This window comes from Lachnoclostridium phytofermentans ISDg, assembly GCF_000018685.1.
Taxonomy (GTDB): domain Bacteria; phylum Bacillota; class Clostridia; order Lachnospirales; family Lachnospiraceae; genus Lachnoclostridium; species Lachnoclostridium phytofermentans.
Genome location: NC_010001.1, coordinates 4,039,296 through 4,059,276, shown reverse-complemented (window position 1 = coordinate 4,059,276; position 19,981 = coordinate 4,039,296). Strand labels below are relative to the sequence as shown.

The 19,981-nt window shown below is 35.1% G+C and carries 15 protein-coding genes, 1 tRNA gene, 1 pseudogene and 1 other annotated feature; of the genes and pseudogenes, 15 read left to right on the top strand and 2 right to left on the bottom strand.

The window, feature by feature from the left end; genetic code table 11:
- The first annotated feature begins 10 nt into the window (after nucleotides 1–10).
- The 14 genes and pseudogenes from CPHY_RS17260 to CPHY_RS17195 all read left to right on the top strand — a co-directional run bounded on the left by CPHY_RS17260 (nucleotide 11) and on the right by CPHY_RS17195 (nucleotide 15,182).
- Nucleotides 11–1,063 carry a sensor histidine kinase gene (locus tag CPHY_RS17260; RefSeq protein WP_012201335.1) on the top strand — a complete coding sequence of 351 codons (1,053 nt, stop codon included), beginning with the start codon at nucleotides 11–13 and terminating at the stop codon, nucleotides 1,061–1,063.
- 285 nt (nucleotides 1,064–1,348) lie between these two features.
- Nucleotides 1,349–2,128, top strand: a complete 780-nt coding sequence (locus tag CPHY_RS17255; RefSeq protein WP_012201334.1) for an ABC transporter ATP-binding protein — start codon at nucleotides 1,349–1,351, stop codon at nucleotides 2,126–2,128.
- Nucleotides 2,121–4,109 carry an ABC transporter permease gene (locus CPHY_RS17250; RefSeq protein ID WP_012201333.1) on the top strand — a complete coding sequence of 663 codons (1,989 nt, stop codon included), beginning with the start codon at nucleotides 2,121–2,123 and terminating at the stop codon, nucleotides 4,107–4,109. Before CPHY_RS17255 ends, CPHY_RS17250 begins: the two co-directional genes overlap by 8 nt.
- Before the next feature lie 736 nt (nucleotides 4,110–4,845).
- Nucleotides 4,846–5,136, top strand: coding sequence for a CD3324 family protein (locus tag CPHY_RS17245; RefSeq protein ID WP_012201332.1), 291 nt, complete (start codon nucleotides 4,846–4,848; stop codon nucleotides 5,134–5,136).
- Nucleotides 5,137–5,261: 125 nt separating this feature from the next.
- Complete coding sequence (locus CPHY_RS17240) at nucleotides 5,262–8,180, top strand: glycoside hydrolase family 3 C-terminal domain-containing protein (RefSeq protein ID WP_012201331.1); 2,919 nt, start codon at nucleotides 5,262–5,264, stop codon at nucleotides 8,178–8,180.
- Between the two features lie 102 nt (nucleotides 8,181–8,282).
- A pseudogene (locus CPHY_RS17235) lies at nucleotides 8,283–8,576 on the top strand (DUF1284 domain-containing protein); the annotation flags it as partial.
- A 464-nt stretch (nucleotides 8,577–9,040) separates the two neighbouring features.
- Nucleotides 9,041–9,481, top strand: a complete 441-nt coding sequence (locus CPHY_RS17230) for a helix-turn-helix domain-containing protein (protein WP_012201329.1) — start codon at nucleotides 9,041–9,043, stop codon at nucleotides 9,479–9,481.
- A 67-nt stretch (nucleotides 9,482–9,548) separates the two neighbouring features.
- Complete coding sequence (gene ispF, locus CPHY_RS17225; protein ID WP_012201328.1) at nucleotides 9,549–10,127, top strand: 2-C-methyl-D-erythritol 2,4-cyclodiphosphate synthase; 579 nt, start codon at nucleotides 9,549–9,551, stop codon at nucleotides 10,125–10,127.
- A gap of 73 nt (nucleotides 10,128–10,200) precedes the next feature.
- Nucleotides 10,201–10,410: a binding site (T-box leader), on the top strand.
- A gap of 159 nt (nucleotides 10,411–10,569) precedes the next feature.
- A complete protein-coding gene (gene epsC, locus CPHY_RS17220; RefSeq protein ID WP_012201327.1) occupies nucleotides 10,570–11,238 on the top strand; it encodes a serine O-acetyltransferase EpsC in 669 nt (222 codons plus the stop codon).
- Between the two features lie 49 nt (nucleotides 11,239–11,287).
- Nucleotides 11,288–12,700 (top strand): cysteine--tRNA ligase, encoded by a 1,413-nt coding sequence (gene cysS / locus CPHY_RS17215; RefSeq protein WP_012201326.1) that lies wholly within the window; start codon nucleotides 11,288–11,290, stop codon nucleotides 12,698–12,700.
- Nucleotides 12,685–13,119, top strand: coding sequence for a Mini-ribonuclease 3 (locus tag CPHY_RS17210; protein ID WP_012201325.1), 435 nt, complete (start codon nucleotides 12,685–12,687; stop codon nucleotides 13,117–13,119). Before cysS ends, CPHY_RS17210 begins: the two co-directional genes overlap by 16 nt.
- A 147-nt stretch (nucleotides 13,120–13,266) precedes the next feature.
- Entirely contained in the window at nucleotides 13,267–14,013 is a 747-nt protein-coding gene (rlmB, locus tag CPHY_RS17205; RefSeq protein ID WP_012201324.1) for a 23S rRNA (guanosine(2251)-2'-O)-methyltransferase RlmB, read from the top strand.
- A 320-nt stretch (nucleotides 14,014–14,333) separates the two neighbouring features.
- Nucleotides 14,334–14,975 (top strand): RNA polymerase sporulation sigma factor SigH, encoded by a 642-nt coding sequence (gene sigH / locus CPHY_RS17200; RefSeq protein ID WP_012201323.1) that lies wholly within the window; start codon nucleotides 14,334–14,336, stop codon nucleotides 14,973–14,975.
- Between the two features lie 134 nt (nucleotides 14,976–15,109).
- A tRNA-Thr gene (locus CPHY_RS17195) sits at nucleotides 15,110–15,182 on the top strand.
- A gap of 964 nt (nucleotides 15,183–16,146) precedes the next feature.
- On the opposite strand, the gene CPHY_RS17190 is transcribed toward CPHY_RS17195, so the two are convergent.
- Both CPHY_RS17190 and CPHY_RS17185 read right to left on the bottom strand, forming a co-directional pair.
- Nucleotides 16,147–17,529, bottom strand: a complete 1,383-nt coding sequence (locus CPHY_RS17190; protein ID WP_012201322.1) for an MATE family efflux transporter — start codon at nucleotides 17,527–17,529, stop codon at nucleotides 16,147–16,149.
- The gene (locus CPHY_RS17185) at nucleotides 17,526–17,951 is read right to left on the bottom strand and encodes a MarR family winged helix-turn-helix transcriptional regulator (RefSeq protein ID WP_012201321.1); all 426 of its coding nucleotides are present in this window, start codon (nucleotides 17,949–17,951) and stop codon (nucleotides 17,526–17,528) included. The genes CPHY_RS17190 and CPHY_RS17185 overlap by 4 nt, the downstream gene beginning before the upstream one ends.
- A gap of 483 nt (nucleotides 17,952–18,434) precedes the next feature.
- Between CPHY_RS17185 and CPHY_RS17180 the strand changes: the two genes are divergently transcribed.
- A complete protein-coding gene (locus CPHY_RS17180; RefSeq protein ID WP_012201320.1) occupies nucleotides 18,435–19,913 on the top strand; it encodes an ABC transporter substrate-binding protein in 1,479 nt (492 codons plus the stop codon).
- Nucleotides 19,914–19,981: the final 68 nt, after the last annotated feature.

Genomic DNA, 19,981 nt, shown 5'->3' with positions numbered 1-19,981 from the left:
AGGAGTAGAGATGGAGAACATAAGGAAGAACATAAGGAAGAATAAGAAACAGAGTATTAACATAGTATTTAAGCTCTTAGTTTCTTATATAAAAAGACATATATCAATTATTGTGTCCGCAGGGATAACGATAGTACTATTTCTTATCGTATTCAGTCTATATAATCTTCCAGTCGAAGCGGTTTTGTATGCCACTGCATTATCCATTGTAGCAGTTAGTTTATTTGGTATAATACGTTTTTATATCTATTATAAGAGGCAGCAAAAACTTCAATGGTTAAAGCAGACAATCACCCTATCAGAACTAGAATTTCCGCAACCACAGGATAAGATAGAGGAAGATTATCAAGAAATTATCCGCATATTAAGTGAAAGGTATACAAAGATGTTATCTGATGTAGATGTAAAATTATCAGACATGATAGACTATTATACCATGTGGGTACATCAGATTAAGACACCAATTGCAGCAATGCGTTTGTTATTACAGAGTGAAGAAATGTCAATGTCAGAGGAATTACAAGATCAATTATTTAAAATAGAGCAATATGTAGGAATGGTACTCCAATACCTGCGTGTAGAGAGTATGTCAGGAGATATGCTATTATCACGGTATGACCTTGATGATATTGTAAAACAAGCTATAAAAAAGCATGCAAAGTCTTTTATCAGAAAGAAGATTACATTACATTATGAAGAAATTCAAAAAATTGTATTAACAGATGAAAAATGGCTCGTCTTTGCGATAGAACAGTTAATATCAAATGCATTAAAATACACGAATTCAGGTAGTATCTCAATTTATTTAGATGCAGAACTTGAAGATACCTTAGTAATAGAAGATACCGGTATTGGTATTAGCCCTGAGGATTTGCCAAGAGTATGTGAGAAAGGTTACACTGGATATAATGGTAGAGCAGATAAAAAATCTACTGGAATCGGTTTATATCTTTGCAAACGTATCTTAAATAAGTTATCGCACACCCTGACGATAACCTCCGAAGTTTCGATAGGAACTAAGGTGTATATAGGCTTGGCTACGAAAGAATTAACCGTGGAATAACTAGAATAATCATGGCATGGAAAAGTTCGCAAAGCGCTTTGTTGCAAAAAAAGGTTGGAGTGTGCCTTTTCACAAAGAAAAATTCGAGAAGCGTGCTTTTATACTAAAAGAGTTAGCAGAGTATACTTTTTTTAAAGAAAAGATTTACAAGCGCACTTTTCTTTAATATCTTACAATAATGTAAGTTTGAACAGGAGAATGTAAGCCAAAGCGATGGCTACGCATTCTCTTTCTTTGTTATACTAACACCATATTCGAGGTAGAAAATTATTTAGGAGGATAGATATGTCATTATTAGAAGTTAAAAATTTAAAGAAAATATATACCACACGATTTGGTGGAAATCAGGTTCAAGCCTTATCGAATGTCTCATTTTCGGTGGAGCAAGGAGAATACGTTGCCATTATGGGTGAGTCTGGCTCTGGAAAAACAACATTACTAAACATCTTAGCTTCTCTTGATAAGCCAAGCAGTGGAGAAGTGCTGTTAGATGGTAAGAGCCTTAACACAATAAAAGAGTCTGAGATATCAGCATTTCGACGTAATAATTTAGGGTTCGTATTTCAGGATTTTAATTTACTTGATACATTTTCCCTACAAGATAATATCTTTTTACCATTAGTTTTATCTGGTAAGCAGTATGATGAAATGAAAGAAAGACTTCAAAAGATTGCTGCAAGATTAGGTATCTCAGATTTGTTAAATAAATTCCCTTATGAAGTATCCGGAGGACAGAAACAAAGAGCTGCAGTTGCAAGAGCATTGATAACAAATCCACGCTTAATTCTTGCGGACGAGCCAACAGGTGCACTTGATTCTAGAGCTACCGATAGTTTACTAAAGGTATTCTCAGATCTCAATGACGAAGGTCAGACTATTTTAATGGTAACCCATAGTACAAAGGCTGCTAGCCATGCAAAAAGAGTACTTTTTATCAAGGATGGTGAAGTGTATCATCAACTATACCGTGCTGGTATGTCAAAAGAAGATATGTTTGCTAAAATATCTGACACACTAACTATGATAGCAACTGGATCTGCTCGCGGGGGTGACATACATGAATAGTTCTTTATATGCAAAACTTGCTGCAACGAACATTCGTAAAAACGCTAAAAATTATGTGCCATACATTCTTACTTGTTTGATAACGATAATGATGTTTTACATGATGTGTTTTTTGGCAAATAATTCTGCTCTAAGTACTATGTCAGGTGGGGGATCGCTTACCGTAATTTTAGGTCTAGGAACGATAGTAATCGGAATTTTTGCAGTTATTTTTCTTTTTTATACGAATAGTTTTTTAATTAAGCGAAGAAAAAAAGAAATCGGTCTTTATAACATATTGGGAATGGAGAAGAAGCACATTGCCAAGGTGTTGGCATTTGAAAATCTTTATGTTGCAATAATCAGCCTAACTTTAGGATTATCATTCGGCATTTTACTTAGTAAGTTAATGGTCTTAGCGCTTGGTAAGATGCTAAATTTCGAGATAGCTTTTGGATTTGAAATCTCTGAGTTTGCTGTAGTAACTACATTGATTTTATTTGTTGTTATTTTCTTATTACTTTTACTAAATAATTTACGACAAATTCATCTGGCAAATCCAATTGAATTACTACGTGGAAAACAAGTAGGGGAGAAAGAACCGAAAACAAAGTGGCTTCTTACGTTGATTGGTTTAGCTTGTTTATCTGGCGGTTATTATATTTCCGTAACAACAACATCGCCTTTGGATGCCATAGGATTATTTTTTATCGCAGTAATCTTAGTTATTATAGGAACTTACTGTGTATTTACCGCAGGTAGTATCGCTGTTCTAAAAATGCTTCGTAAAAATAAGAGATATTATTACAAAGCGAATCATTTTATCTCAGTATCTGGTATGATATACCGTATGAAACAAAATGCAGTCGGTTTAGCAAATATTTGTATCTTAAGTACTATGGTTCTTGTTATGATATCCTCTACTGTATCTCTTTATATTGGATTTGATGACTCTCTAAAAAATATGTTCCCAAAAAACATTCAAATATCTGGACGTGATATTAGTGAGGAAGAGGGAAAAGAAATTGAAAAAGTGATAGCAGGGATTACTAATAGCCAGCAAGTAGAGCAAAAAGATATGATTTCTTATCGTTTTGTGAGTCAATTGGCAAAGAAACAGGGAAACCAGTTTCTAAAGAGTGACACTGGTTACTATAAGGATGGAATACTTCTTTATATGATACCACTTTCAGATTATAATAAGATACTTGGAGAAACAAAAACACTAGAATCAGATGAAGTATTTGTTAAGTATATGAAAAGTAAATTATCTGAGGACACGATAACATTTGGGAAAGAAAGTTATCATATTAAAGAAATATCAGAAGTGTCCCAAAATGATTTCTTTTATTCACCGGAGATGATCGATACCTATTATATCATCTTGCCTGATACAGATTCCTTAGAAAAAATCAGTAAAGAATTAAGTGATATAGGAGAAGATTTCAATAGAAAAATCCAATATTATTACGGATTTGATCTTGATGCACCAAGAGAAAAGCAATTGGAGCTATATGAAAATATTCAAGAATTAAGAACTCAAGATAATGTAGAATTATATCAAAAATTTTATGTACAAAGTGTAGAAAACGTAAGAGATGAATTCTTCTTTGTCTATGGCGGTCTCTTTTTCCTTGGTATCTTTTTAGGAACACTGTTCTTAATGGCAACCGTACTGATCATGTATTATAAACAGATTTCAGAAGGAAATGACGATAGAGAACGATTTGAAATTATGCAAAAAGTTGGTATGAGTCAAGAGGAAGTAAAAAAGACGATTCACAGTCAGGTGTTAACGGTATTTTTCCTTCCGATCGTAGCTGCTGCTATCCATATTGCTTTTGCATTTAACGTAATTACAAAGCTATTGGCAGTTTTAGGTTTATTCAATGTTACTCTATTTGCAACTTGTACATTAGTGACTTTAGGAGTATTTATTATATTCTATGCTGTTGTTTATGGACTTACTGCCAGAACTTATTATCGTATTGTGAAACACTAATTTTAGGGTAATATAATATTCATGCATTAATAGACGAATGAATACCCGTGATTTGATAAGGAATTGGTATGGTTATAGAAGCTCATAATTAGAGATTTATAACCAGCCTATACAGGTATACAACAAATTATAAGCTTTTCTTATTTAGCATGAATGAAATCAGCTGTATAAAAAAGGAGATGTATTATTGATTCTTTCAGAAGGGACTTAGTCCTGTTTGAATTATTCAATACATCTCCTTTTTCAATAGAAAGCAGAGTACTAAGCGATTTTGTTATTGGTAATTATCATTAGGATTAATAGCTTTTATATTTACAAATATTGTTGCGTACTTAGGTCATATGGACTATAATGATATTATTATGGAGAATTATGTCAACGTATGTAGGGGGAATTCATAGTTATGATTATTCAGCATAATATGCTATCAAATTTTACGAATCGTTAACCCAAGCAAATCAATCACCAGAAGGAATATTATCTCTAATAAGATAAAAATAGTTGGTTTCGGTTAAAAGTTCATTCTTAAATAAGTGTATGGTATTATAGAGTAATAAGGTTGTTAAGATACGACAGAAGGTGTTAATACAATCAAGAACTAATCAAGAACTTTCGAAAAAATGGAGGTATATATGAGAAAACTAATAACTAACGCATAGCAAGAGCTATTGCGTTCAGATTCTTTGGCCAATAGCGCTTGCTAATCCTAGGTAGAAACATTTTAGGAGGAGCAACTATGAGCTATGTAAAGGCTGAAAATATATTGCCTTATGAATTAATTGAACAAATACAAGATTATATTGATGGTACATCCATTTATATACCTAAGAAAGAGGAAAATAAGAGTCCCTGGGGTGCGAAAACCAATACTAGATTGGAACTGGAACAAAGAAATGTTGCTATTTACAAGCGATATTCACAGGGGAAGAATTATAGGATTCTTGCAGCGGAATTCTATCTCTCGGAGAAAAGTATTCAAAGAATTGTTTTAGAGCAACGACGGAAAGATATTAACAAAAGTGAGTAGCTAAGGTAAATCCATAGCATATAGTAAGAAAAGATATGACATGAATCATAGACAAGATAAAATATATACTACATTGCTAAAAGAGCCCATCTTCGTATAATGAAATTAGGAAAGGAGATGGGCTTATGGGTAATGCATCATATCTTGAAACACCATTATGGGATAATAGTTTACCTCTTAAGAAAAGGTTAGATTATCTCGTTGAAAACCTGACATTGGAAGAAAAATTTGAGTTTCTAGGGACAGGATGTCCGACGATTGAACGCCTTGGAATACAAAGTACCTTTCATGGAGGAGAGGCTGCGCATGGTATAGAAGCAAGACACGACCAGTCATTTAATAAAGGAGAGCCGGAACCAACGACAATATTTCCGCAACCGATTGGAATGAGCTCTACTTGGGATACGACACTTTTAACTAAGATTGGCGTAACAGTTGGTAATGAAGCTAGAGTTTTATATCAACGTCACAAAAATGGAGGTTTGTGCCGTTGGGCGCCAACGATAGACATGGAACGTGATCCACGTTGGGGACGAACAGAAGAAGCTTATGGGGAGGACCCCTATCTTACAGGGAAGATGGCTTCTGCATATATTCAAGGTATGCGTGGAGTTGATCCGTTTTATATTCGTTGCGGTGCGACCTTAAAGCATTTCTACGCTAATAATACAGAAAAGGATAGAATTTTTTCATCCTCTTCTATCGACCCTAGAAATAAACATGAGTATTATTTAGAACCTTTCAAACGTGCAATTACAGAGGGGAAAGCCGAAGCTATTATGACGGCATACAACGAAATTAATGGAGTCCCTTGTATTGTAAATAATGAAGTAAAAAACATTGTAAAAGAACAGTGGGGGCTTCGTGGGCATGTTGTATGTGATGGTGGTGACATGATGCAAACAGTTAGTGATCATAAATATTTTGGCTCCCATGCAGAAACCATTGCCTATGGGTTAAAAGCAGGTATTGATTGTTTCACTGATAATCGTGAAGTGGTTAAACAAGCAGCCAAAGAAGCTTATCAAGCCGGGTTGATTACAGAGGCAGATTTGGATACCTCGATTTGTAATTCATTTTCAACCAGAATCCGTCTTGGTTATTTTGATGCGATAGGACAAAACCCATATGCACATATAACCGAAAAATATATTAATAGTGAAGAGAATAAATCTTTAACGCTAGAAGCTGCAACAAAAGCCATGGTATTATTAAAGAATGAAGGACAGATATTGCCACTTACTAAAGAAAATTCATCCTTTTGTGTGATCGGTCCATTATCCGATGTTTGGTATAAAGATTGGTATAGTGGGATACCACCATATTCCGTAACACCATTACAAGGTATCAAAGAGTACAACAAAGGGACTCGTAAGAATCTTACGAATTCTAAGGTGGTGGATGGATTACCTCGCGTTAGAATTCGATATCAAGAGAAATATCTTTGTGTAACAGAGGAAGGTTTTGTCACACTAGGGAGTAAAGAATTAGCAGAGACATTTACTATCACAGACTGGGGTAACGGAAATCTGACCATAGCGACTAGTCAAGGGAAATACCTGTCAGCAGATGAGGAAGAAGGACTTATTACTGCAACTAAGACGGAAGTATTTGAATGGTTTGTAAAAGAAGCATTTGATTTCCATCTTGTGGGTAATTTAGGCGAAAAAAGTTTTCAAACTATATTTGAAATTCTAAGTGAACAAAAAAGACAGGAAATATCCGTAACAATAGATACTTGGAAGGATGATTATGTAGCGATTAATAAGGAAGGAAAGCTTTCATTTTCTAAGGAAGAAAAAGTTACATTGGATCTTGAACTTGTATCCGATGGTATCGAAGAAGCGAAAGAATATACAAAGAATAGTGATTATGCTATTCTAGTAATGGGTTGTAATCCTGTTATTAACAGTAAAGAAGAAATTGATCGGAATGATTTAGATCTACCGCCATATCAAGAAAGATTAATAAAGCAAGTACATAAAGTAAATCCTAAGGTAATTCTTGTACTTATAACAAATTATCCATATGCAATACGCTGGGAAAAGGAACATATTCCGGCAATTATAACGACTACATCTGGAAGTCAAGAACTTGGTAATGCGATTGCTGCTGTGTTATTTGGTGATGTATCACCATCGGGTAGGTTGCCAATGACTTGGTATCTCGATACGAAGGATTTACCACCGATAGAGGATTATGATATTATTCGCGGTAACCGAACTTACCAGTATTTTAACAAAGAGGTGTTATACCCATTTGGACATGGTCTTACCTATACAACTATGCAATATCAAAAGCTTACAGTGCAATTAGAGGATTTTACTAATCTATTAATTAAAGTAACTATTGCAAATACAGGAAATAGAATTAGTGATGAAGTGGTGCAGGTTTATGTGAGGCAGGAAGTCTCAAGAACTGTTAGACCTCGTTTGCAGCTAAAAGCTTTTGAGAGAGTAAAGAATATCTTACCTGGAGAGAAGAGGGAGATAGAATTTATAATTTCTACCAGTGATTTAACCTATTATGATGTAGTAAATGGTGGTATGATATTAGAAGAATCTGAGTATACAATCTTAGTTGGGGCATCTTCTGAGGACATTAGACTACGCGAAACAGCTTTCATTCCTGGAGTGAAAGTGGGATCTCGAAATCTTAGGAAAAAGATTTTAGCGGATCATTATGACGACTGCAGGAATTCGTACCTACACCGTGGAAGCTTAGGTGATACTGCGGTTGTTGTTAAGAATAAAACTGAAGCAGCGATACTTCTTTACCGAGATGTTAGAATAGAAGAAAAGCCAATTAAATTTCATTCTACCGTTCAATGTGTGGGTGAAGGAAGTCTGATAGTTTCATACATTAAGCAAAGTGATGTAGCGAGTTCCGAGGTAAAACTAGGTGATATTACTTTAGAGAATCAAGATAAGTTTTGTGATGTTATCATACCAATTAACTGGGATAGAATAACATGCAATGAAGTCATTACATTAAAAATTACATTGTTAGAAGAGATGAAATTATCCTCTTTCTATGCAGAATGATTTCTAAAGAAACTTATTAGAAATGAGGAAAAAGATGATACAATTAAGAGCTCATCATGGTATGTGTATAAAAAAATTTGAAGGAAAAGTTATAGCAAAGAATTCGTTCAAAATATGATTAATGTGATAGAACGAATTGAAGAAGAACCAATTGTTATAAGTCTTAAAGAGGATTTGCTTTGCGATTGTTGTCCTCACAATAAGAATGGTTGTGAGACGAATGAAAAAGTAAAGCGATATGATATAGAATGTTTAAGTGAATGTGGCATTCAAGAAGGTGATCAGATTATGTTTCGTGATTACTCAAGATTGATTGATGAAAAACTGAAAAACACTGGAAGGTGGAAAGAAATATGCTGTGATTGTGAGTGGAACAGCGTATGCCACGCCAATTAATGCGGTTATCAAAGGGACAGCCATTATTAGGTATGCTATTAAGAAGAGATTCTTATGTGCTACTTAATAATGGCCTTTTTAATTAAACTAAATTTATATATTATAAAATAATTTTATTGATTCTCATGTGAGCACGAACTTTGTACATAGAGCCAGGATGGTATATTAGTATAGAAGATTCTTTTGTAAGGTGTAACTCCATACAGGGATTTTATAAAAATTGTCACAATTCCTAGTAAATTAGTAGAGATAATGAGAATCTTAACACCAACTTAACGAAATTCATGTTATCATATAAAATATAGTAAATCATACTGCTTATGTTCGGGGAAAAGGCAGTGTGAGACCCCAGATATATTAAATGCAAGAACGAATGAAAACTTAGGAATCGTGATAGGGAGCAGATGAGGAAGTTAGAATTCTGTATATACTTGCGGTAAGTGCCTAAGAAAGGAGATTTAGGAATGTACAATGTAATGTTAATAGAGGATGAGAAAATGGACCGAGTGGAAGAATGCAGAGTACAAGCGGAGGATTTGGAGCAAGGAACTTACTTCGCACAAATAGCTGCTCAGATGCAGAGATACATTCAGGAAAATTATTCGAAGGACATCTCACTTCAAGATGCAGCTAAGACTATGTGTTATTCCGAAGCTTATTTTAGTAGGTTATTTAAGCAGTGTTTTCATGTAAATTTTACAGTATATCTTACACAATATCGCATTAGAATAGCAAAGCAATTGATGTTAAAACAAAATATTAGTATTAAGGAGATTGGTGCTAGAGTTGGATACACCGATAATAATTATTTTACCAAGGTATTCCGTAGAAGCACCGGTCTTAATCCATCAGAATATCGTACTAGGTTAATGGGTAAACTTATGGAAGGAAAATATGTTTGCTAATGCCCCTTGTTTTCTTAGTCAAAATGTTTTATGATACACATAGCGCAAGCGTTAGAAAGGAATCCTTATGAGAATAGGAATGGGTTATGATGTTCATAAATTAGTAGAAGGACGCGATTTAATTATAGGAGGCGTTACGGTACCTTATGAAAAGGGTTTGTTAGGTCATTCAGATGCAGACGTTTTAGTTCATGCCATTATGGATGCCATCCTTGGTGCTGCAGCGCTTGGAGATATAGGAAAGCATTTTCCAGATACATCAAAAGAGTATGAAGGTGTTTCAAGTATAGTTTTATTAGAAAAAGTGAAAGAATTAGTTGAGAAAGAATGTTATATCATTGGGAACATCGATGCTACAATCATCGCACAGCGACCAAAGATGGCACAGTACATTCCTCAAATGGTTACTAATATTGCAAAAACTCTTCATATCTCAGAAAAACAGGTTAATGTCAAGGCAACTACAGAAGAAGGACTTGGCTTTACTGGTAGCGGGGATGGAATTTCCGCTCAGGCAATTTGTTTGTTAAATACAGTTGATAACTATGCGTACGATGGTACAGATAGTGTTGCATATGTTTATGATCCTGAAGCCACAGAAACAAAAAACTGTTCTGGTTGTCAGGGATGTTGCAGGAATAAATGATAATTTGGTTTGTCTTATCTGAAATTTAGGTTGACAAAAGCAAAATCTTTTCATAGAATAATTACAAAATATGTGAAAAGCATTGATCGGAAAGAGTAGCTTATTCTGAAATCACAGAGAGGGAATGTCACCGGCTGAAAGCATTCTTGAATTTCTTATAAGCGAAGTGCATCCGTGAGCTGGTTAGGCGAAGAGAGTAGCTTAACTCGGTTACAGCCGTTACCTGTTTTGAGCTCGCTATTATGCGAATTTGAGTGGAACCGCGGATTACTTCGTCTCTTAGATTAAGAGACGAAGTTTTTTTTGTTCATGACAAGGAATAGTCCGCGAAGATTACTTTTTCTTAATTATAGGATATTGCGTTTCGATTACCTTTAAATTAGAAAAGTGCATTTCTATTGCTAAAACAGGGATGGTAGTGTTAACATAGGGGGGTAATATTATGGGATTCTTCCGTTATGTGAAAGAAGAAATGAAAGTAATACGAGAGAGAGATGCTGCTATAAAGTCAAATTGGGAAGTTTTTCTTTACCCAACCTTTAAAGCATTATTAAGGCACCGTGTTGCTCATTGGTTATATACTAGAAAACATTATTTCTTAGCAAGATGGTATTCACAACGTACCGTTAGAAAAACTGGGATAGAGATTCATCCTGGTGCTACGATAGGAAAGGGATTATTTATTGATCACGGACATGGCGTAGTAATTGGAGAGACAGCAATTATAGGTGATAATGTTACCCTTTATCAGGGAGTTACACTTGGAGGAACTGGCAAGGAACAAGGAAAACGTCATCCAACGATCGGAGATAATGTAATGATAAGTGCTGGAGCGAAGGTACTTGGTTCTTTTACGGTTGGTGAAAATTCGAAAATAGGTGCAGGTTCTGTTGTATTGTCAGAGGTACCGCCGAATTCCACTGTTGTTGGTGTTCCAGGTCGTGTTGTGAAGAGGAATAATCAAAAGGTGCCAAGAGAAGAGATGGATCAAGTACATTTACCAGACCCAGTTCGTAATGATTGTGAGCAATTACAAAAAGAAAATGAACGTCTTTGTTCCGAATTAAGAGATATGAAGCAAAGAATAGAAGCACTAGAACAAAAACAATAAAAAAATTGGTAATACTAATTTATATACAATAAATAAGAAGGAGAAACGTATGAAGATATACAACACATTAACAAAAGCTAAAGAAGAATTCATACCCTTACAGGAAGGTAAAGTTAGCATGTATGTATGCGGCCCGACTGTTTATAATTATATCCACATAGGAAATGCAAGACCAGTAGTCGTATTCGATACGGTAAGACGATATCTAGAGTATAAAGGATATGATGTTAATTTCGTATCTAATTTTACTGATGTTGATGATAAAATAATTAAAAAAGCAAACGAAGAAGGGGTTTCTGCACATGAAATCTCAGAACGTTACATCAAGGAATACTTAAAAGATACTGAAGCTCTTAATGTATTACCGGTAACAACCAGACCAAAGGCAACAGAAGAAATCGATGGTATGATTGACATGATTGAAGAACTCATAGAGAAAGGTCATGCTTACGAAAAAAATGGAACCGTTTACTTTAAGACAAGAAGTTTTAAGCAATATGGTAAGTTATCAAAGAAAAATATAGACGATCTAGAGGCAGGCGCGCGAATTGCAGTAGCAGATGAGAAAGATGATCCAATGGATTTCGTTCTTTGGAAACCAAAGAAAGTTGGCGAGCCTGCTTGGAGTGCGCCTTGGTGTGATGGTAGACCAGGCTGGCATATTGAGTGTTCTGTTATGAGTAAAAAATATCTTGGAGATCAGATTGATATTCATGCAGGCGGTGAAGACCTAATTTTCCCGCATCATGAGAATGAAATCGCTCAAACTGAATGCTGCACTGGTAAAGAATTCGCAAAGTATTGGATGCATAATGGGTTTTTAAACGTTGATAATAAGAAGATGTCAAAATCCGAAGGAAATTTCTTTACTGTACGTGAAATCTTCGCAGAGTATGCACCGGCTGTACTTCGTTTCTTCCTATTAAGCGTAAATTATCGAAGCCCGATTAATTTTAGCCGTGATATTATAGAATCATCAAAAAATGGTTTAGAGCGTATCCAAACCGCAGTAGAACAGCTTCACTTCTTAGCGAAAGTAAAAGCTGAGAAAGGTGAGCTTTCAACTGAATTAACAGAGTCTGAAAGCACTCTTTTGAAGGAATTTGATGCACTAATTAAAAAGTTCGAAGACGCGATGGATGATGACTTTAATACTGCGGATGCTATTAGTTCTATCTTTGAGATGGTAAAGTTATCAAATACGTATGTAACAGTAGAGAGCAGTGTAGAAATGATTCAAAAAGTTCTTTCCAATATCACGACATTTTGTGATATACTTGGATTGGAAACAGAGAAAAAAGCAGAAATTCTGGACGAAGAAATCGAACAACTCATTGCGGATAGACAAAGTGCCAGAAAAGCAAAAGACTTTGCGAAATCAGATGAGATTAGAAATCTTCTCCTTGAAAAGGGAATTATCTTAGAAGATACCAGAGAAGGAGTAAAATGGAAGAGAGCTTAATCGCTAGGGTACGTGATACCTTTGCACTCCCAGAGACTGATATTAAAACCTATTCTCCACTCACCCTAGCATATATTGGGGATGGCATCTATGATTTAATCATTCGTACGATGCTAGTAGAGAAGGGTAATTCACAGGTAAATAAACTGCATCAAAAAGCTAGTAGCTTAGTAAAAGCAACTGCACAGAAGGAAATCCTCCATGCAATACAGGATATATTAACCGAGGAGGAACTTGGTGTATTCAAACGAGGAAGAAATGCTAAGTCTGTCACAACGGCAAAGAATGCATCTGTGACTGATTATCGAATAGCAACCGGATTTGAAGCTATGATAGGTTACCTGTATATGACGGAGCAGATGGAGCGAATTCTCTATTTGGTTAAGGAAGGTTTGACTAAAACCGATTTACTTGTTTGATGTCTTCTAGATTGTTCGTGTAACAATAAAAAGGCATTACGTTAAAAATGTGAAGAAATACATTTCATACCAGCGATGTTTTAAAACGATAGGGGTATGCTTAAAGATTGTGTAAAAAAGATTCTCACATATATTTATGGAGGTTAAATGAGATACGAAGAATTAACAATGGTAGGTAGAAATGCTGTATTAGAAGCATTTCGTGCGGGAAAGACAATAGACCGATTATTTATTTTAGATGGCTGTCAGGATGGTCCGATTAAATCAATTTTAAGAGAAGCAAAGAAGTACGATACCATCATTACATTCGTTAAGAAGGAACGTCTTGATCAGATGTCTGAAGAAGGGAAACATCAAGGGGTTATTGCTTACGCAGCTGCCTATGAATATGCGGAAGTTGATGATTTGTTAGAGGCTGCAAAAGCAAAGGGAGAAGCACCATTCTTAATTATATTAGATGGAATTGAAGATCCCCATAACTTAGGTGCAATGCTTCGAACTGCAAACCAAGCGGGAGCACATGGTATCATTATTCCTAAGCGCCGTGCAGTAGGACTTACAGCTACTGTAGCTAAGGTGAGCGCAGGAGCTATCAATTATACACCAGTTGCTAAGGTTACCAACCTTGTAGCAACCATGGAGGAATTAAAACAAAAAGGCCTATGGTTTGTATGTGCCGATATGAGTGGTGAAGTGATGTACCGTCAGAATCTAACTGGACCAATCGGCTTGGTAATTGGTAGTGAAGGAGAGGGTGTTTCTCGACTTGTAAAGGAAAAATGTGATTTTGTAACTAAGATTCCTATGGTAGGAGACATCGATTCTCTTAATGCATCTGTTGCTATGGGTGTATTAACTTATGAAATTGTTAGACAGAGAAGTTTTGCGAAATAAAAGAATAAATTTATTTAAACAGAAAATTGATAAGATGATAAAAGAAAACCGCCGTTCTATTTATAGAGGCGGTTTCCTATGCTGTAGACCTATTATTAAAGCAAACTCGAAAAAAGCCCCAATATTTAGCATTAAAAATTGAGAAAATAGTTGTATATTTAATTTAAAGTTACTCCGTTTTAAATGGTATGCTAGTCTCGTATAATTGTGGATAGTTCTCATGAAAAGTGGATAGAAGTAACAAAACAAGCAGTAATAGTGGATAAAGGCAAGGTAAGAACGATGTAGATGTGAATATTTTACCACAAGGAGGGGGAGCAATGTCCAAGAAGCAGTATGAGATGATTAGTGATGAAGAAATCATTTCACTCATTCGCGGGGATGACCGCCTAGCGATGGATTATTTAATCGACAAATACAAGAATCTAGTGCGTAAGAAAGCGAAAGCCTTGTATTTGATTGGAGGAGATAGGGAAGATCTAATCCAGGAGGGAATGATAGGTTTATACAAAGCCATTCGTGACTACCAAAAAGATAAGGAGGCTTCCTTTCTTACCTTTGCTGATTTATGCGTATCCAGACAAATGTATACCGCAATCAAGAATTCGAATACGAAAAAGAATCAGCCACTAAATAACTATATCTCAATCGATAGTTCGAATTACAATAATGATGTAGAGGGAGCTGATTCTATCTCATATGTAGCTCATTTGGCTCATGCTAGAAGCATGAATCCAGAAGAGATGCTAATTGACAGAGAAAATACATCTCAGCTGGAAACGAAACTGATGGATTCGTTAAGTTCTTTTGAAAAGAAGATCCTGACTCTATATCTGAACGATAATAGCTACAGTAAGATTGCACAGATGCTAAAGAAAGAACCAAAAGCAATCGATAATGGTTTGCAGCGTATCAAACGTAAGCTTAATACTGCATTAAAAGACCTACAAGGAAAAGGTTAAGGAATAATTTAGAATCAACAAATTTTGGATAATATTAAAACAATTTAAACAATTTAGCTAATTATTTCATTTAGATGTTGCATTTTACTTATAAATATGGTATCATACAATTCGGACGTAATAATAAACGTTAAGCTGTTATGGCTCAGTCGGTAGAGCGTCACCTTGGTAAGGTGGAGGTCACGGGTTCGATTCCCGTTAACAGCTTTCTAGTAAAATCAAGACTTTCAGCATTTTGGAAGTCTTATTTTTTTGCCTGTGCTCAATGAGTTTTTCTATGAGTTTATTACATGACGCCATTTGCGTAATCCTCAAATGTATTTTTTTCATTTCATCATCCACGTGAGAATATCTATCAAGTGTTGTTTTAACTGCTGAATGACGCATTGCTTCAGATACTTTTTTGGATTTACAGCGTTTTTCATCATGTTTGTTCCAAAACTGTGTCGAGCATTATAAGGGGATATGTGTGACATATTATTGCGTTTAAGTATCCTTCCCATAGTCTTTCTTAAATAGTTAGGTGTCATTGGCCGCATATCTGGCTCAAGACAATTAATAAAGTATACTAATAATGAGAAGTAGGAAATTTTAAAGAAACAGTATTCCCAAACATTTATTACTATGGATTATGATAACATATCATCCGTCTTTAAATCGAATACAAGCGATTTAAAGACAAAGCGGTGGTATTAGTAATGAATGCAGCTTAAATGGAAGCCCATTTCTGTTGCTATATGATATTAATTATGGTGCGTGTATTAAGGCTAAAGATACAGATGTAATAAAGAAACTAGTGTCATATATTAATGCTTAAAGACCATCTATCATACGGTAGGTGGTATTTTATTCTCTGTATTAATAACTTACATGAAATTAATATATAAGGAACGGAAAGATAATCTAATCTAAGGAAGGGATGTTGATGGAAGATAATTTATATCACGGTGGATTTATATAAGACAACGAAAGATATAAGCACTTGACATGTTAAATATGCTTCCCTATGATCTTTGTTTTACAATCTAAAGAATAATCGTAAGGGAAGCATAGTCGTTTAAATGTATTTAAATTTATAAGGCTATATTATTATAAGGCGCTCTCATTCCGCAATTAGATATCTCTGTAAAAATTGAGGTAATGCGAGTTTTGATCCTTAAGTTCCGAACTCTTACTTCGCAGCATCTATAGCATTTTCCTTATTCACACCAAGTTTCCTAAAGGTGTAAATAAACATCGATGCTGTAGTCGAAACAGCTATGAAGTCAGCAATTGGCTCAGCTAGGAAAACTGCAAATACTTTATCTTCAATAAAGATTGGTAATATGAAGATAAGTGGAATGAGTAAAAACACTTTTCTTAATAAAGCAAGGAACATACTAATCTTTGCATTTCCTATCGCTATAAAAGTTTGCTGGCATGCTATTTGAATACCAAAGATACAAGAAGTCGCCATATAGATACGAACTGCCCATACTGTATAATCAATAAGCTCTGGTGAATTAGCAAAGATTATAATAAATAGCTTTGGTACAAACATTGCAATTGCCCAAAGCAATGTGGAGTAAGTCAAACAGGAAGTTACCAAAATTTTAAAAGTCTTTTTTATACGGTCAATATTACCTGCTCCGAAGTTATAAGAAATAATCGGTTGGGCACCTTGGGTAAGTCCTTGGAGTGGTAACATTGAAAATTGCATGATACTGGCTAAGATGGTCATCGCTCCTACTGCGAGATCACCACCATACTTATATAAACTTGAGTTGAAACAAACAATAATTACGGCCTCTGTGAACTGCATGATAAAAGGAGAAAGTCCAAGTGCAATACATGGAAGCATAATCTTAGGAGTAAATCTTACATTTTCTTTTTTAATCCGAAGTACTGATTTGTCCGATATTAAGAATCGAATTACCCAGATACAGGATACGGCCTGGGAAAGTATTGTTGCTAATGCAGCACCCTTTACCCCCATATCAAAACCAAAGATTAGGATAGGGTCTAAGATGATGTTAATAATGGCACCAATAGCCACCGTATACATACTAGTTTTTGCAAAGCCCTGAGTCGAGATAAATGCGTTCATACCAAGTGTGATTTGTACGAAGATGGTACCGAGTGCATAGATATTAAGGTAGTCAAGTCCGTATCCTATGGTATTCTCGCTGGCCCCAAAAATCATTAAAATTGGTTCTCCAAATATTAAAATGACTGCGGTTAGTATAATTGACACGGTAATTAAGGAGAAAAAAGAGTTTCCAAGAATCTTCTCAGCACTTTCTGGATCCTTTTTTCCTAGCATAATACCTGCTCTAGGGGCACTTCCCATAGCAACTAAAGCTGCAAAGGCACTGATAGCCATGATTACTGGCATAGTTACTCCAACTCCAGTTAACGCCTGTGTACCTATGTCTGGAATATGACCGATATAAGCACGGTCAACCATGTTGTAGAGTACGTTAATAATCTGTGCTGCGATTGCAGGTACGGATAGTTGAAATAAAAGCTTACCGATCTTTCCATTACCTAAATCAGCACTCATTTGTTTGTTCATGAAATCATCCCTTCTAGATTCGTTATCATTTGTTGACTAATTTTATCTAACAATAATTGATCTTCTTCACTGATACCAGCCATTAAATAATTATGGAATTCATCACGAGCTTTGGCCAACTTTATTAAAATGGGTTCACATTCTTTTGTAGGATGAAGGTGCAAGATACGACTGTCCAAAGCATCTTTTATCACAGTTAAATACCCAGAATCTATAAGGGATTCGACACTTTTAGCCACAAGACCTTTTGATATCTTACGGTATTGTACAATATCTTTTGCACTATCAAGAGGTTTGTTATTCTGGAGAAATAACAAACATATTACTTCATTTCTTGTGAGATCATAATCACATACTACTTCATGACAAGTTTGAAGATAGAGTTTATCCATTTTTATAAAATTTACAAGAAAACTTTCCATAGTAATTCCCTTTTTCCTTTCTCGCTTGATAGGAGATTAATGTTAGAATAAATAGTTCAAAAATGAACAATATTTTAAAATCAATCGTACTGGATAAAGTAGTATTTGTCAATAAAAAATGATAAAGAATTATATTAAGTCGTTTATTAATTACACAACTTACATATTTATCCATATACAAATTATTATCGGATCACTTAAATCATGAGAAATTTCAGTATTTAGAAGAATAGAATATAAAAAGATCCTAGCATAAATTTTCTGAAAATATTTAATTTTATACAGACAGAGATAGAAAAGATAGCATTTTTGTACAATTAAAATACAAAAAATAAAAATATTAATTCGTATTGACACCATAATATATAAATGATACAATAAGGTTGAACGTTAAATCTATACAATGTGCACAATTGGATAGTAAATAATAAACTCTCTAACGTTTAACGTTAAATCTAATTAAAATGGAAGGGGATAAGTTTTATGAAACGAAAAATGATCGGCCTATTGTTATGCTTAACGTTAGCAATTAGTTTGCTTTCGGGCTGCAAGAAAAATGATGCAAATTCTACCTCAGGCGATACAAAGCCAACAGATGCTGCAAAACAGACGAATACTCCCGTACCTACAAAAGAAGCAAGTAATCCTGTAGAAAAAAAGATCCAGCTAAAATTAGGTATCTGGCCAGAAGATACCCTTACTGATGATATTAATATGCACAAGGAATTTGTAAAGAGATTTAATGAGACCCATCCTAATGTTGAAGTAGTTCCTGCTTACTATAAATACGCTGTTGATACCTTTGTTCCAAAGGCTGAGTCTGGTAACTTACCAACTATCTTTGAATCCTGGTATACAGAGCCACAGAAGTTAATTGCAGGCGGATTTGTTGCTGATATCACAGATAATTTACAGAAAAGAGGATGGTTAGATACTCTTAATCCATCTATCCGTGATTTATTGTCCAAGGATGGAAGAATCTATGGTATTCCACGTGATGGTTACGCTCTTGGCTTAATGCTAAATGTGGAATTATTTGAAGAAGCAGGTCTTGTAGATGCCAACGGTTACCCAATCTATCCAAAGACTTGGGACGAATTAGCTGAGACAGCAAAGAAGATTAAAGATGCTACTGGTATGGCAGGTATTTGCATACTTGCTAAGGACGGTGCTGGTGGATGGCATTTCTCCAATATAGCATGGGCATTTGGTGCTACATTAACCAAAGATAATGGGGATGGAACCTTTACTGCAAATGTAGATTCCGCAGAAGCTATTGCAGCTATGCAATATGTTAAAGATTTAAGATGGAAATATGATGTTTTAACACCAGATCCAATCAACGAAGATTGGGGTACTGGCTTTGCTAACCTTGGTGTTGGAACAGCAGCAATGTACATAGCTGCGAATGACGCAGTAAATCAGCCTACTCAGGTAAATGGTCTTCCTGTAGACAAATTAGCTATGTGTGCTCTACCAGCAGGACCTAATGGTGCTCAGTATTCTTTATCCGGCGGTACTCCATACATGTTCTCTAAGGATGCTACTTCAGAAGAAATCGATGCAGCTTTAGATTATCTCGAGATTATGGGTAAAGCTCCTGTTGCTACTGATGAAGCAATCGCTGGTATGAAGGCAGATGCTGAGAACAGAGTAGCAAATGGTGTTCCAGTAATTCCAAGATTCCCATGCTGGATTGTTCAGAAAGTTTTAGACGCAGAATCTCAGATTATAAAAGATTATGGTAACGTAGATCCTAAGATGTTTGAGAGTTATTTTAATGCAACAAAGCAAAGCGGAAATCTTAGAATGGAAGAACCAGGTTCTGCTCAAGATTTATATGCAGAGTTAACGAAAGTGTTACAGGCTGTAGTTACAGATAAGGATGCAGATGTTGCAGCATTAATGCAAAAAGCAAATGCTAATTATCAAAGCATATTAGATGATCTTTTCAAAAAATAAGTAAAAATAGTATACAATTTTTTAGCACTGGAATACAGCGCTAAGAGATTGTGAGAAAATCATTTGCG

Coding starts and splice junctions, on each gene's coding strand:
- CPHY_RS17255 (WP_012201334.1), top strand. CDS start 1,349: ATGTCATTATTAGAAGTTAAAAATTTAAAGAAAATATATACCACACGA.
- CPHY_RS17185 (WP_012201321.1), bottom strand. CDS start 17,951: ATGGAAAGTTTTCTTGTAAATTTTATAAAAATGGATAAACTCTATCTT.
- CPHY_RS17180 (WP_012201320.1), top strand. CDS start 18,435: ATGAAACGAAAAATGATCGGCCTATTGTTATGCTTAACGTTAGCAATT.
- CPHY_RS17230 (WP_012201329.1), top strand. CDS start 9,041: ATGTACAATGTAATGTTAATAGAGGATGAGAAAATGGACCGAGTGGAA.
- CPHY_RS17190 (WP_012201322.1), bottom strand. CDS start 17,529: ATGAACAAACAAATGAGTGCTGATTTAGGTAATGGAAAGATCGGTAAG.
- rlmB (WP_012201324.1), top strand. CDS start 13,267: ATGAGATACGAAGAATTAACAATGGTAGGTAGAAATGCTGTATTAGAA.
- sigH (WP_012201323.1), top strand. CDS start 14,334: ATGTCCAAGAAGCAGTATGAGATGATTAGTGATGAAGAAATCATTTCA.
- CPHY_RS17245 (WP_012201332.1), top strand. CDS start 4,846: ATGAGCTATGTAAAGGCTGAAAATATATTGCCTTATGAATTAATTGAA.
- ispF (WP_012201328.1), top strand. CDS start 9,549: ATGAGAATAGGAATGGGTTATGATGTTCATAAATTAGTAGAAGGACGC.
- CPHY_RS17240 (WP_012201331.1), top strand. CDS start 5,262: ATGGGTAATGCATCATATCTTGAAACACCATTATGGGATAATAGTTTA.
- CPHY_RS17260 (WP_012201335.1), top strand. CDS start 11: ATGGAGAACATAAGGAAGAACATAAGGAAGAATAAGAAACAGAGTATT.
- CPHY_RS17210 (WP_012201325.1), top strand. CDS start 12,685: ATGGAAGAGAGCTTAATCGCTAGGGTACGTGATACCTTTGCACTCCCA.
- CPHY_RS17250 (WP_012201333.1), top strand. CDS start 2,121: ATGAATAGTTCTTTATATGCAAAACTTGCTGCAACGAACATTCGTAAA.
- cysS (WP_012201326.1), top strand. CDS start 11,288: ATGAAGATATACAACACATTAACAAAAGCTAAAGAAGAATTCATACCC.
- epsC (WP_012201327.1), top strand. CDS start 10,570: ATGGGATTCTTCCGTTATGTGAAAGAAGAAATGAAAGTAATACGAGAG.